Annotated in this window: 13 protein-coding genes; 2 read left to right on the forward strand and 11 right to left on the reverse strand. The window is 62.8% G+C overall.

The window, feature by feature from the left end; translation table 11 throughout:
* Nucleotides 1-2 precede the first annotated feature (2 nt).
* The 5 genes from ACQ66J_RS06475 to ACQ66J_RS06495 all read right to left on the reverse strand — a co-directional run bounded on the left by ACQ66J_RS06475 (nt 3) and on the right by ACQ66J_RS06495 (nt 4995).
* The gene (locus tag ACQ66J_RS06475; protein WP_430430966.1) at nt 3-563 is read right to left on the reverse strand and encodes a DUF1579 family protein; all 561 of its coding nucleotides are present in this window, start codon (nt 561-563) and stop codon (nt 3-5) included.
* A 70-nt stretch (nt 564-633) separates the two neighbouring features.
* Nucleotides 634-1665 carry a DUF4340 domain-containing protein gene (locus ACQ66J_RS06480; protein WP_430430967.1) on the reverse strand — a complete coding sequence of 344 codons (1032 nt, stop codon included), beginning with the start codon at nt 1663-1665 and terminating at the stop codon, nt 634-636.
* Nucleotides 1662-3509: a Gldg family protein gene (locus tag ACQ66J_RS06485; RefSeq protein ID WP_430430968.1), complete on the reverse strand. Its 1848-nt coding sequence runs from the start codon at nt 3507-3509 to the stop codon at nt 1662-1664. The genes ACQ66J_RS06480 and ACQ66J_RS06485 overlap by 4 nt, the downstream gene beginning before the upstream one ends.
* Complete coding sequence (locus ACQ66J_RS06490; RefSeq protein WP_375547912.1) at nt 3506-4246, reverse strand: ABC transporter permease; 741 nt, start codon at nt 4244-4246, stop codon at nt 3506-3508. The genes ACQ66J_RS06485 and ACQ66J_RS06490 overlap by 4 nt, the downstream gene beginning before the upstream one ends.
* Nucleotides 4243-4995 (reverse strand): ABC transporter ATP-binding protein, encoded by a 753-nt coding sequence (locus ACQ66J_RS06495; protein ID WP_430430969.1) that lies wholly within the window; start codon nt 4993-4995, stop codon nt 4243-4245. Before ACQ66J_RS06495 ends, ACQ66J_RS06490 begins: the two co-directional genes overlap by 4 nt.
* 330 nt (nt 4996-5325) lie before the next feature.
* Here ACQ66J_RS06495 and ACQ66J_RS06500 point away from each other — a divergent pair, with 330 nt between their 5' ends.
* Nucleotides 5326-5673, forward strand: a complete 348-nt coding sequence (locus ACQ66J_RS06500; RefSeq protein ID WP_430430970.1) for a DUF2794 domain-containing protein — start codon at nt 5326-5328, stop codon at nt 5671-5673.
* 63 nt (nt 5674-5736) lie between these two features.
* Here ACQ66J_RS06500 and ACQ66J_RS06505 read toward each other — a convergent pair whose 3' ends face one another.
* On the reverse strand, nt 5737-6498 hold the full coding sequence (locus tag ACQ66J_RS06505; protein ID WP_430430971.1) for a Bax inhibitor-1/YccA family protein: 762 nt from the start codon (nt 6496-6498) through the stop codon (nt 5737-5739).
* 154 nt (nt 6499-6652) lie between these two features.
* On the opposite strand from ACQ66J_RS06505, the gene thpR reads away from it, so the two are divergent.
* Nucleotides 6653-7240 (forward strand): RNA 2',3'-cyclic phosphodiesterase, encoded by a 588-nt coding sequence (thpR, locus tag ACQ66J_RS06510; protein WP_430430972.1) that lies wholly within the window; start codon nt 6653-6655, stop codon nt 7238-7240.
* On the opposite strand, the gene recF is transcribed toward thpR, so the two are convergent.
* From recF to ACQ66J_RS06535, 5 genes are all read right to left on the reverse strand, one after another.
* Complete coding sequence (gene recF / locus ACQ66J_RS06515; RefSeq protein ID WP_430430973.1) at nt 7237-8412, reverse strand: DNA replication/repair protein RecF; 1176 nt, start codon at nt 8410-8412, stop codon at nt 7237-7239. The genes thpR and recF overlap by 4 nt on opposite strands.
* Nucleotides 8409-9527 carry a DNA polymerase III subunit beta gene (dnaN, locus tag ACQ66J_RS06520; RefSeq protein WP_430430974.1) on the reverse strand — a complete coding sequence of 373 codons (1119 nt, stop codon included), beginning with the start codon at nt 9525-9527 and terminating at the stop codon, nt 8409-8411. Before dnaN ends, recF begins: the two co-directional genes overlap by 4 nt.
* 123 nt (nt 9528-9650) lie before the next feature.
* Nucleotides 9651-11093 carry a chromosomal replication initiator protein DnaA gene (gene dnaA / locus ACQ66J_RS06525; protein WP_375547905.1) on the reverse strand — a complete coding sequence of 481 codons (1443 nt, stop codon included), beginning with the start codon at nt 11091-11093 and terminating at the stop codon, nt 9651-9653.
* Nucleotides 11094-11549: 456 nt separating this feature from the next.
* Nucleotides 11550-11819: a 30S ribosomal protein S20 gene (gene rpsT / locus ACQ66J_RS06530; RefSeq protein ID WP_107712088.1), complete on the reverse strand. Its 270-nt coding sequence runs from the start codon at nt 11817-11819 to the stop codon at nt 11550-11552.
* 120 nt (nt 11820-11939) lie between these two features.
* Nucleotides 11940-12716, reverse strand: a complete 777-nt coding sequence (locus ACQ66J_RS06535; RefSeq protein WP_375547904.1) for an enoyl-CoA hydratase — start codon at nt 12714-12716, stop codon at nt 11940-11942.
* Nucleotides 12717-12783 lie beyond the last annotated feature (67 nt).

The raw sequence follows: 12783 nt of genomic DNA on the forward strand, positions 1-12783 counted from the left end.
GATTAATCGGCGGGAGCGTAGTTCTGGTCAAAATAGAGCGTCCAGCTCTCGCCGCGATCCGTACTCAAATAAATGTCGAACTCATGCCCGTCTGCATGGGTGAAATCATAGACCAGCTTGAAGTGTAGCTGCCCGCCCTCAATGGGGTAGGACGTGTCGGAACGCAGATTGGTGGCGACCAGCCGCCCCTCACCATCAAAATCGCCTTCATAGATGTCCAATAGCCCGTAAGCGTCGTCTATGACGCTGAGCCGATAAAGCTCGCGATAGGGGTCATAGCTGAACAGGGTGCGCAGATGGGTGGCGCCCTCGCCGCCCAGATCAATATGGGCGTTGTCCTCAAGGCCGCGATTATTGAACACGAACCGGGTTTGGGCTTCGCCCGGCTCCAGCGGCTGCATGCCATCCGGGCCCATAACCTGCCCTGTGACCACCCAGTCGCCGGCCAGAGGTTCAAGACGCTCTAGCGCTTCGATCTGACGATCAGAGACGCTATCCTGCGCCTGAGCGCCCGCGCTGAGCACGCATAAGGCGACCCCCAAAAGACTGTACTTGAACCCCATCAACGCCTCCCGAACGATTGTCCTGCGGTCAGTGTGGCGCAGGCCCGGAGCGGTCAAAAGTTAATAGGGGTTAATTCGTGGGTTCCGCCACCTGATCAAGGCCGCGGGTCAGGCGTTCATAAGCGTCTTCGCTGACCAGAAACGCCCAGCCCTCGACCTGCGCGTTGAAATGATCGGCGCGCGGACCAGCGTCATCCGCGAGGGCAGCCAGCTCGATGGTCACCCAGCGCTCGTCATTCTCGGCGAAGAACAGCATTTCATAGGCGAGACCCGAAAACGTCACCGCGGCGTGGCGGGAGACATAGGCCCCCACCAATTCCTGATCGGGTTTCACATCACGGAAGCGCAATTGCGCGCCGGCGCTCGCCACGCCATTGGCGGCGCCAGCGGTCACCAGACGCCAGCCTGACGGCTCGCGCAGCTCGTAATAACGCTGCGCTTCACCGGCCCGCATCACCCGCCAGCTCGGGCCGAACTCAGGCTGGATCTCGGCGCGCGCAATCGCTGAGGCTTCATGATTCCAGAACTCAAGCCCCATCCAGCGCCCCGGATCGCCCAACAGCGCCGGGTCAATCACCGGGCCGGACGCCGCATAGGCGCGTACGCCGCCGGGTCGCCGCACGTAAACGCCGCCCTCGCCGCGCAAACGCCCGGTGATCAGATCGGCGATCAGATCGCCTTCAGCGTCAAAGACGGAAATCCGCACGCCAGCGCCGCCCACCTGAGGATCACCCAGCCCCAGACGGTCAAACTTGTCTGCATCGCGGGTCATGGCTTCGGTGAAACTCAAGCCTTGCAGCATGGCGTCAAGCTCGGCGATGCGTTCGGCGCGGACGGGATAGTCGCCCCGGCTCGCCATCACCCAGCTCGCGCCGCGCTGTTCCATCACGAAAGTGTCGCCTGCGGTTTCAATCCGGATGCGCGCCGCTGCGCTCGCTTGCGCAGGCCAGCCCTCAACGACCGGGCCAGAGACCTCCGGTGTCTGTCCAATACGGGCGTCACGCCAGACCACCACCCCGCCCAGACCCAGCAAGGCCAGCGCCAGCGCCAGCGCGATCAGGCCCTGAACGCCGCGGCGAGTATGCGGGGTATGACGGCTCATGCGCGACGCCTCCTGCGCACGAGCGCCGCGATGACGCCGAACACAAGCACGACCAGCGGCGGCATCCACAAGGTCCACAGCAAGAGCCGGTTCTCCAGCGCATCAATCTCCACGCGGAACCCACGCTCGATCTCACGCAAGCGTTCGCGGGCGTCCAGGATTTGCAGGCGCAGAGCGTCTGCTTCAGCGGCGTCCGCGCTGCCCGCGCCGCCCAACGCCGAGGCCCGACCCAGACGGGTCAGCTCATCCAGCCGTCCTTCCGCCTCGCTCAGCTCGGCTTGAAGCGTGTCCTGCAAGGTCAGATAGCGCGCCTCGGCCCGGGTGCGCAGGTCGTCCACCCGCGTCATGGGGCGGTTCGAGCTTGACCGGGACCGCAGCGAGACCAGCGCGCGATCCCCCGCCAACCGGTCCACCAGATTGAGCACCAATGCCAGATTGTCCGCCACCACCTGTTCGCCCTGCACCGGATCTGCGCGCAGGAAGAAGGCGGGATCAAACAGGTCCACATCCGCCAGCACGATCACTTCGCCCGGCCCCGTGCTGTCATCAAGATGGGCGCGGTTGAGCGGCGCGCCGTCTTCGGCGGGCGGCCCGTCCGGGAAAGCGGTCGCCAAGACCCCGTCCAGCAGCAAGCCCAAAGTCAGAGGCGCATCCGGATCCGCCTCAAAACCGCGCATCAACTCTTCTGGCGACGGACTGGACGCGGCGATGTCCACATCCAGACGCGCCGCCTGGCCGCTGGTGGACAGAAGCGGCGTCGCGCTCAATCCGGACTGGCCGTCAAAGCCCAAGACCCCCGGCGCGCCCAGATTGACCGCGCGCGACAAGCCCGCAAGGCTTGGCAAGGTCTGGTTCAGCCCCGACGGCGGCACCGAGAACCAGAGCGGATAGGCGCGCATGCGCGTGCGACCGCCCTCGATGATCTGCACCGGCAAGCCGGTTTCCGCGTCCATGGCCACGGCGTTACGGTCGTAAAGCACGCCCCAGCTGGCGAACAGGCGACCCAGATCGCTGGCCCGCTGAGCGTTGAGCGGCGGCAAGCCGTCCGGCCCCGGCTTGAGCGCCAGATGCGCCATGGGATCCACCGCCACCAGCGCTCGCCCGCGCGCCAGGATGAACTGATCGACCAGATAAAGCTGGGTTTCGCTCATCAATGGCGGATGGATCACCAACAGAGCGTCGGCGTCCTCGGGAATGGCGTCAAAATCAGGCTGAAGCCAGCTCAGCTCATAGGCCGCGCCCAGCTCGTCGATGATGCGGTTGCCGCTGCGACCCTCACGATCCGGCGCAAAGGGCAGGTCTGAAATGATCGCCAGATGCGGCGTGCGCGCACGCTCCAGCTCGGCGATCAGGCGCACGATCTCATATTCCAGCCGCGCTTCGTCCTGAGGATCAAAAAAGGCGATGATGCGGGCGTCATCCACCGCGTTGCGGCCCACCAGACCAAAAAAGATCTGCCCGCCGCCCTCAACCGGAACCGGCTGCAAACCGGCGGCGATGGCGGCGTCTTCATCCTGTGAGAACGGGGCGGGATCAATCTCTTCCAAGCGCAAGGATCCGCCCGAGCGCGCGGCCAGGGTGCGCAACAGCTCACGCACCCGCGCGCCATAGGCCCGCACTTCGGGATAGCCCGCGGCGTCCGCACGCGAATAGTAAAAATCAAGGCTCATCGGCTCATCGAGCCGATCGAGCACGTCTTGCGTCCCCTCTGACACTTGGTAGAGCCCGCGCTCGGTCAAATCGATCCGGGCGCCGTCGAGCACAATGCGAGAGGCCATGTTCAGCCCCGCAAAACCCAGGATCAGGCTGACAATCATGACCCAGAGAAAGCGCGTGCGGTTCATCGCCCGCCTCCCCGGCGCGCATCAATCAGCGCCATAGCGAGGCCAAGCCCAAGGCCGATCAGGGAGAGAAAATACAAGATGTCGGCCAGGCTGATCACGCCGCGGCGCAGGCTCTCAAACCGGGCGAGCGCCGACAGATCCGCCAGCGCCTCAGCCACGGCCCCCGGCAGGTGCGCGGACAACGCATCCAGCACGAAGGGCGCGCCAGACACGGTGACGAGAAAGCACGCTCCGGCCCCCAAAACGAAAGCGATCACCTGATTGGGGGTGGAGGCGGACAAAGCCTGCCCCAGCGCCAGATACCCGCCGGCCAGCAAGAGCGCGCCCAGATAGGCGGTGGCGATCGCGGCGTTATCGGGGTTGCCCAGATAGTTCATCGCCCCCCACATGGGGAAGGTCAGGATCAACGCCAGAGAGGCGACGCTGAGCGCAGCGAGAAACTTGCCCAGCACCATCTCGTACAGCGCGATTGGGCTCGCCAGCAGCACTTCCAGCGTGCCGCGGTCACGCTCCTCCGCCCAGGCGCGCATGGCGAGCGCCGGCATCAACACAAGCAACAGCCAGGGCATATAGTCAAAAAGCGGGCTGAGATCGGCGCGGCCCGTGTCAAACAACCGCCCCACGCGCCAGGCGAAGGCGGGCGCGGCGAAGGCGAAGACCGACAAGAAGACATAGGCGAGCGGCGTCTCGAAATACGCCGCCACTTCACGCCGATAGATCGCGATCAAACCCGTCATGAGCGGGGCTCCGCAGCATCGCTGATCACAGGGTCTGCGAGGGGGCGGGTAAGCACGCGGAAAGCACTTTCCAAACTGCCGCCCGCCATGCGCGCGACCTCGGCGGGCGTTCCGTCCATCTTGATGCGGCCGTCGGCGATCACCACGGCGCGCGAACACATCGCTTCCACTTCATCGAGCAGGTGCGTGGAGATCAGAATGGCTTTCTTGGGCGCCATTTCAGAAATCAGGGCGCGCACGCCGTCTTTCTGGTTGGGGTCGAGCCCATCGGTGGGTTCGTCAAGAATGAGGACCGGCGGATCATGGGCGATGGCCGCCGCCAGCGCGGCCCGGCGCTTATAGCCCTTGGACAAAGCGCCAATGGGTTTGTCCGCCATGTCTCCGAGCCGCGCCCGATCAAGCGCCACTCGGGTCGCTTCATCGAGGTTTGCGCCCGAATACCCGCGCGCCCGCAACCCAAAGCGCACAAAGCCGCGCGCGGTCATGGAGGGATAGGCGGGGGCGCCTTCGGGCAGATAACCCAGATGGGCCTGCGCGGTGCGGCGATTGAGATGGCAGTCGAAATCGGCGATCAAGGCCTGACCGGAATCAGGCTCCAGACAGCCCGCCAGCATGCGCATGGTCGTGGATTTGCCAGCGCCGTTGGGGCCGAGAAACGCAACCACTTCACCGCGCTCGACCTGAAACGACACCTCGTCCACGGCCAGATGGCCGGCAAAGCGTTTGATCAGGCGATCGGCGCGGATCATGGGCGAAGTATCATCCCGGCGGCGGCGGAAAAGAACGCGTCAGGACTAGCTTACCTCAACCCCCGACACCAGTGTTCTAAAAGGCTCCCATGACCAAAGCCTGAAGATTTTCGTGCTGAGGCTGAGACGGGGAAGGTGTCGACCGACGCAAGCCTCCAGACCCGGGGGGCTGGGGGGGCTGTGAATCCAGATCAGGTGGCTTTGTGTGCGCCAGCCGACAGATTTAAAGTGCTGACGGGGTTAGGCTGCGCAAGGACGAAAATAAGGCGAGATTGCGGCACACTGTGAATTCTTCGTAAGGTCCGGACTAAAGGGTAATTCAGAGCTGACATGGCATTAACACCGCTTCCCACACCCCGCCCCCGCGATGACCGGGTCATGTTTCATCGCGTTGAGCTCGATCAGATCCTGAGAGTTTACGGAATGATGGTCGCCGGCGGCGAATGGCGCGACTATGCGATCGACGGGCTGAAGGATCGCGCCGAATTCTCCATTTTCCGCAACGCTGCTGAAGTTCCGATCTACCGCATTGTGAAAACGCCTGCGGACGCCCGCAAACAAGGCGCCTGGAAAGTGGTGGCGCCGGGCGGCGCCATTCTCAAACGCGGCCATGAGCTGACCAGCGTGCTGAAGGTGTTCGACAACCAGCTCAAAAAGCTCAGCTGGAGCGGATCCTGAGGACCAGACACAAAAAACCCCGGAGCGTCGCTCCGGGGTTTTTCTTCAGATCGCAGGATCGCCTTATTCGCGATTGCCCAGCATCATCAGCACGATCTGGAACATGTTGATGAAGGCGATATAGAGGTTCAGTGCGCCGTAATAGGTCAGCACGCTCAAGGAGCGCTGATCGCCGCGCGCTTCCACATAGGTCAGCTTCAGCGATTGGGTCTGCCAGGCGACCACGCCGGCCATCAGGCCGAGAATGGCGAACTGGATGATCCATTGCAGGGCCGAGCTCTCCATGAAGAACACGTTCAGCAGCGAGATCAGCACCACGCCGATAACGCCCATCACCAGGAAGGTGCCCAGCGGCTGCAGATTGGTCTTCGTCGTATAGCCATAGAGCGAGAGGCCGAAGAAGGCCGCCGCCGTGATGACAAACGCCTGCGCGATCGTGCCGAAGGTAATGTTGATGGAGCCGGTCAGGGTTTCAGCCGTCATGCCCGATGTCGCCATCAACACCCAGATGCCCAGACCCGTGCCGATCAAAGAGACGACCGACCAGTACAGAACCGCCGCGCCCAGAGGCGAGGGATTGCGCATGAAGAACATGGAGCCGAACAGCAGAGCGATCGGGCCGAACTGCACCACGAAGCGCAGCGGCGAATTGAACACGAGCGCCGTTACCGGATCCACCGTGCCCGCCACAAAGGCGAGGACCGCAGACAGCAGAAGGCCGAGGCCCATCTTGTTGTAAACGCCCAGCATGAAGCTGCGCAGGCCGGCATCCACAGAGGTGTCGAGCGTCTGTGCGCCGTAAGCAGGGTGCGAGAACTGGTTCATGATGTCCTTCTCAACCAGAGATGTTGTCGCGCGCTCTTGCGCGCTGTCTGATGTGAATATCGGAGTTTTGCGCTCGGGTTTCAAGAGAAACCGGACGGACGAACACTGCAATACCCCTTAATCTTAAAGGGATTTCATCCCTGATGCAGGGCGGATGCTTGACGAATCCGGCCCCGCCATGCCCCCTGCGACCATGTCGCTTCGCATCTTCGCCGCCCTGCCTTTGTCTGAAACTGTGCTCGATCAGGCCTGCGCCGAGATGACTGGCGTGCCCGGCGCCAATTGGCGTCCGCGCGAGAACCTGCACATCACCCTCGCCTATTATGGCGAGTTGGACGAGCCCCTCATCGAGGAGCTCGACCTCGCTCTGGGGCGGATCAAGCTCGCGCCGTTTGAACTGCGTCTTCAGGGCGCTGGACGATTTGGCGGTGGCGATCCCAGCGCGCTCTGGCTCGGCGTCGAACCCCGGCCCGCCCTGACCGATCTCGCGCGTCGCTGCCGAAAAGCGGCTCTGTCACTCGGAATCAAGATGGAGACGCGCGCCTACCTGCCCCATGTGACGTTGGCGTATCTGAACAAGGATGTGGAGCCGGGACGCATCCAGCGCTTTGAACAAAGGCTGGGCCTGTTCAAATCCGAGCCCTTCACGGTGGACCGGTTTCATCTCTATTCAAGCTGGGCGCGCAAACCCCATACGCCCAATCTTTACAGGATCGAGACCGAATACCCGCTGATCGCTTAGACTTGGCGGTCGTACAGGACGGCGACGCCCTCACGCACCTCCACCCGCTGGGCGCCCGCCCCGAAGGCTTCAAACAAGACCGGCTCCACCCCGGTCATGAAAGCCTGCACGCCCAAATCGAGCACGGTTTCCGCCAGGCCTTCGCGGCGGGCGGCGTCCAGATGCGCGCAGGCTTCGTCAAAGATCAGCACCGGGCCACGTCCGGACACCCGGCGAATCGCCGCCGCCTGCGCCAGGGCCAGCCCCAGAACCATGGATTTTTGTTCGCCCGTGGAACAATCAGACGCGGGCTGGTTTTTGGCGCGGTGACACGCGTCCAGCTCGGTCCTGTGCGGCCCGGTCAACGCCCGACCCGCTGCGCTGTCGCGGGGACGCACCCGAGCCAATTCGGCCATGAACCAGTCTTCGGCCTCACCCGCCTTCATCCCCTCAGCGAGCTGCGCCTCCACCGCGCCGTCCAGCGCCAGATCCGCTTTCGGGAACTGGCTTTCAGGCCGGGTGTCGATCTCGTCCTGAAGCCGCGCCAAAGCGTCCAAACGCGCCGCCGCCAGCGCCACGCCGGACGCAGCCATTTCTGATTCCAGCGCGTTGAGCCAGTCAGGATCCGCCCGTCCGCCCTCGGCCATGCGGTCCAGAAGCCGCTGGCGCTCCTTCATGGATTTCTCATAGGCGCTGGCCGAGCTGGCGTGATCGGGCGCCGCCGCGAGCACAAGCCGGTCAAAAAACCGCAGGCGATCTGACCGCGCCCCGGCCCAGAGCCGGTCTTCGCGCGGGGTCAGCCAGAGCATCGGGATCAGGCGCGCCAGCTCGGTCTGGGTGGCTGCGGCGCCGTCCAGCTTGGTCCGGCGGCGGCTGGGTTGGTTCGGGTCTGCGCCTGTGGCCAAGCTGACCGGGCCTTCAGGCGTGATCGCCTCGGCATAAACCGCCCAGAGCGGATCAACGCCCTCAGCCGTGCGGCGACGCACAGCGTCCGCGCCCGCGGCGCGCAGGCCGCGTCCCGGCCCCAGAAATGAGACCGCTTCTACAAGATTGGTCTTGCCGGCCCCATTCTCGCCAAACAGGGCGACCGGGCGCGCATCCAACGTCAGATCAAGCCGGGCGTAATTGCGAAATCCAGTGAGCTTGAGCCGCGTGACGGCCGGCCCACCGGAATCAGAGCCGCTTAAAGTCACACCCGCAGCGGCATCAGCACATATTCCGCATCTGCATCGCCGGAATCAGTGACGCGGGTCGGTGAGCCGGAATCCGCCAGTTCGAAGATCACTTCATCGCCTTCGATCTGACTGGCCACGTCCAGCAGATAGCGGGCGTTGAACCCGATCGTCATTTCATCAGAACTGTAATCAGCCACCAGTTCTTCGTTGGCGGCCCCGCTTTCAGGATTGTTCACCGTAAGCGTGACCTGGCCCGGCGCGAGCGAGAGCTTCACAGACCGTGATTTTTCCTGGCTGATCGTCGCCACCCGGTCCACGGCCTGGGCGAAAGGCGCGCGGTCGATGCGCATGATCTTGTCATTGCCGCGCGGAATCACCCGCTCGTAATCAGGGAAAGTGCCGTCGATCAGTTTCGAGGTCAGCACCGCGGCGCCCAGCTGGAAGCGGATTTTACCGTCCGACACCGACACATCCACATCACCGTCGAGGTCTTCGAGCAGACGGCGCAATTCCTGGATCGGCTTGCGCGGCACGATGACGGCGGGCATGCCCGCTGCGCCGTCCGGCAGATCGGTTTCCGCCAAGGCCAGACGGTGGCCGTCCGTGGCCACAGCGCGCAGGGTCTTGCGACCGTCGCGCTCGGCGGCGTGCAGATGGATGCCGTTGAGATAATAGCGCGTCTCTTCGGTGGAGATCGCAAAGCGCGTCTTGTCGATCAGACGGGCGATCTCGCTGGCGGGCGCGGTGAAGCTGACCGCCAGATCCTCGCTCGGCATCACCGGGAAGTCGCCCGGCGGCAGGATCGGCAGGTTGAAGCGCGACCGGCCCGCCGACAGAAGAATGCGCGGATCATCGCCGCCCAGCTCCAGAGTCACCTGACTGCCCTCAGGCAGTTTGCGGGCGATCTCATAGAGCGTGTGCGCCGGCGCAGTGATCAGGCCTTCGCGCTCCACCTGCGCTTCTGCTTCCTCCACAATCTCCATATCAAGATCGGTGGCGGTGAACCGTGCAAACCCGTCAGACGCGTTGATCAGAACGTTGGACAGGATCGGAATGGTGTTGCGGCGCTCAACGACGGCCTGAACATGGCCAAGGGCCTTGAGCAGGATCGCGCGCTCGATGGTGAGCTTCATATGTCGCCTCGAACAGAAAATTCAAAAGACATGGCGAGAATCGCCTGATTTGGGTGCAGCACAATAGCCTAAAAAAAACGACCGCAAGAAGGGGTCTTGCGGTCGTTTTTTCAATTGAACTGCTTAACCCCGCAAGCGTCGCCGCAACGCCTCGACATCTTCGGCCAGAACCGCGTCCGATGTGAGGGTCTCGGTGATCTTGTTCACCGCATGAATGACGGTGGAGTGGTCACGTCCGCCGAAGCGCCGACCGATGTCCGGCAGAGACCGGGTGGTCATGGTTTTCGCCAGATACATGGCGATATGGCGCGGGCGGACCACCGCCTTGGTGCGGCGTTTGGAGATCAGATCATCCACTGTGATGGAGAAATAGCTCGCCGCGGTTTTCTGGATGTCGTCCACGGTGATGCGGCGCTCGGCCTTCACCGGCAGTTCGCCCAGCGCTTCCTCCACCGTCTCCATGGTGACGGGGCGGTTCATATAGGCGGTGCGCACGATGATGTTGTTCAGAACGCCTTCCAGCTCACGCGCTGAACTGGTGACCCGCGCGGCGAGGAAATCCCGCACCGTCTCAGGCACGTCCAGATCCGGGCAATGATTGCGCGCCTGGGCGATCTTGCAATCGAGGATCTTGCGGCGCAGATCGAGATCGGGGCCTTGCAGCGGGCAATTGAAACCGCCCGCCAGCACGTTACGCAGCCGGTCATCGGACACGCTGAGCTGGGACGGCGCGCAATGAGAGGCGAGCACGACCTGCTTTTCCGCGCTGATCAGCGATGTGACCGTCTGCAGGAACTCGTCTTCCGTGCGCGGCTTGCCGCAAATGAAATGCACATCGTCGATCAGCAGCATGTCGCAGTCGCGGACCAGATCCTTGAAAGGCTGGACGTCACGGGCGCGCAGAGCGGACTGGAACCCGTTCAGGAATTCTTCCGCGGTCAGATAGAGCACTTTCTTGCGCTTGCCGCTCAAAGAGGCGGCGTGCGCGATGGCGGCCAGAAGGTGGGATTTGCCCACCCCGTAATCGCCATGAAAGAAGACCGGGTTGAAGGGCGGCGCCTCGGCACTGGCCACAGCGCGCGCAGCCGTCGCCGCCATCATGTTGGCCGACCCCACCATGAAAGTGTCAAAGGTGAAGCGCGCTTCGCGTTTGGCCTCGCTCGCCTCAATCGTGTCCTCCACCAGCGGCAGCGCCGCCGTGTCCGACACTCCGCCCGCGGACAGAGCGGCGACGCTGACGGTTTGTGATTTTTGAGACGTAAGCGTTTTTTCCGTACAGATCAGAATATCGCACGCATGCTCGGCCACATTCGCCCACAAGGCGCGCAAACGCATGCCCACATTGTCTTCCACCCAGGAGCGACCGAATTCATTGGGACAGATCACGCAAACGCGTCCCGCAGCATCCAGCTCCACTCGAAGACGCGCGATCTCGGCCGCATAGACCAGATCTCCGCATTCCTCACGCAAGCGGGCGCGTACAGCGCGCCAGACGGCGACGATCGAGCTGGAATCCATCATGGCCGCACCGTCACGTCGCGCCGTCGCATCTTGAGAATACCCCATATGCCCCAACCTTCATTCCACTCTGCGCGCCCTGGTAATCCCAAGGTCACGGCTTTAATTTTGAACGCAGCTCTCCCGCACCGAGCGCGCGTCTTTTTGCGCTCAGCGACCGTCCTTTGGTCCGTGTGGGGACAACTCCGTCGAGGCCCTCAGGTTACCGTCACGGGCGAGCGAATCAACATGATTAACCCACGCATTTTCCGGATTCCGAGCTTGACAGGTTGATTCCTAAAGCAGGTCGGGCGTTTGGCGATCTGAAAAAAATTTCGCTGTTTTCAGGGCTTGCGTCTCAGCGATTTCATGATCTAGCGAGGCCAGGGGATGGGCGCAGAATACAAGAATTACCCTTTTGAAAAATATGATCTTTTAAACTTGTATCAATATGATGCAGAACAAAAAAGAACGCCCGCGCATAACTGCGCGGGCGTTCTTTTTAGTCCGTGTATGGAGCAGCTTTTAAGATGCCGCCATAGACTTCACACGGGCCGACAGGCGAGACACCTTGCGTGCGCCGGTGTTCTTGTGAATGACGCCTTTGCTGACCGCTTTCATGAGTTCGGACTCAGCGGTGCGCAACGCAGCGCGCGCCTGATCCTGATCGCCAGCGGCGATGGCCAGGTCGAGCTTCTTCACATAGGTCCGCATGCGCGTGCGGCGGGCTTTGTTCAGAGCGGTGCGGCGCTCAATCTTGCGCGCCATTTTCTTGGCGGAGGACGTGTTCGCCATAAGATCTCCAGATCCGTATGATCAAGGGCGCCAGGCCAGAGCCGGCCGCCGGGTAAAACTATGAGGCGCGGCGTATACCGGTCCCCGCAGGTGCGGTCAACAGGTATACGCCAAAATTCATCACCGGTGCTTGAAATGCGCAGCGCGTTTGTCAGCAAACGCAGCCATGCCTTCAGTCTGATCCTCGGTGGCGAACTGGGACTGGAAAACCCGGCGTTCAAAGCGCACGCCTTCGGCCAGACCCATCTCGAACGCCGTGTTGACGGCCTCTTTGGTCATCATGGCGATGGGCAGGGATTTGGACGCGATCGTGGTGGCCGCCTCCATCGTCACATCCAGCAGCTCTTCGGCCGGCACAACGCGGCTGACCAGCCCCGCACGCTCGGCTTCCTTGGCTGGCATCATGCGGCCCGTCAGGCACATATCCATGGCCTTGGCCTTGCCGACCGCACGCGGCAGACGCTGGGTGCCGCCGGCGCCCGGCATGACGCCGAGATTGATCTCGGGCTGTCCGAACTTGGCGGTTTCAGAGGCGATGATGAAATCACACATCATGGCGATCTCGCAGCCGCCGCCCAGCGCATAGCCGGACACCGCTGCAATGATCGGTTTTCTGAAACGCGCCACGCTCTCCCACGACTCCGCGAAGGGATCGTGCTTGTACAGAGAGATGAAATCCTTCTCCTGCAGCTCCTTGATGTCGGCGCCGGCGGCGAACGCCTTGGCCGAGCCGGTCAGGATCACGCAGCCGATGTCCTCATCGCGCTCGAACGCAGCCAACGCATCCTTGAGCTCATTGGTCAGCTCGTCACACAGCGCGTTCAGGGCGGATGGACGGTCCAGGGTGATGACGCCCACCCGGCCTTCGGTTTTCACTTGGATCGTATTGTAGGCCATGCGGCCCTCCGATGCAGTTACGCGCCTACTGACGCGGGAAAAGCGGCAAAACGGGCGCCCTCTTAGC

Source organism: Oceanicaulis sp. (genome assembly GCF_965284345.1).
Lineage (GTDB): Bacteria > Pseudomonadota > Alphaproteobacteria > Caulobacterales > Maricaulaceae > Oceanicaulis > Oceanicaulis alexandrii_A.

Coding starts and splice junctions, on each gene's coding strand:
- ACQ66J_RS06475 (WP_430430966.1), bottom strand. CDS start 563: ATGGGGTTCAAGTACAGTCTTTTGGGGGTCGCCTTATGCGTGCTCAGC.
- ACQ66J_RS06480 (WP_430430967.1), bottom strand. CDS start 1,665: ATGAGCCGTCATACCCCGCATACTCGCCGCGGCGTTCAGGGCCTGATC.
- ACQ66J_RS06485 (WP_430430968.1), bottom strand. CDS start 3,509: ATGAACCGCACGCGCTTTCTCTGGGTCATGATTGTCAGCCTGATCCTG.
- ACQ66J_RS06490 (WP_375547912.1), bottom strand. CDS start 4,246: ATGACGGGTTTGATCGCGATCTATCGGCGTGAAGTGGCGGCGTATTTC.
- ACQ66J_RS06495 (WP_430430969.1), bottom strand. CDS start 4,995: ATGATCCGCGCCGATCGCCTGATCAAACGCTTTGCCGGCCATCTGGCC.
- ACQ66J_RS06500 (WP_430430970.1), top strand. CDS start 5,326: ATGGCATTAACACCGCTTCCCACACCCCGCCCCCGCGATGACCGGGTC.
- ACQ66J_RS06505 (WP_430430971.1), bottom strand. CDS start 6,498: ATGAACCAGTTCTCGCACCCTGCTTACGGCGCACAGACGCTCGACACC.
- thpR (WP_430430972.1), top strand. CDS start 6,653: ATGCTTGACGAATCCGGCCCCGCCATGCCCCCTGCGACCATGTCGCTT.
- dnaN (WP_430430974.1), bottom strand. CDS start 9,527: ATGAAGCTCACCATCGAGCGCGCGATCCTGCTCAAGGCCCTTGGCCAT.
- dnaA (WP_375547905.1), bottom strand. CDS start 11,093: ATGGGGTATTCTCAAGATGCGACGGCGCGACGTGACGGTGCGGCCATG.
- rpsT (WP_107712088.1), bottom strand. CDS start 11,819: ATGGCGAACACGTCCTCCGCCAAGAAAATGGCGCGCAAGATTGAGCGC.
- ACQ66J_RS06535 (WP_375547904.1), bottom strand. CDS start 12,716: ATGGCCTACAATACGATCCAAGTGAAAACCGAAGGCCGGGTGGGCGTC.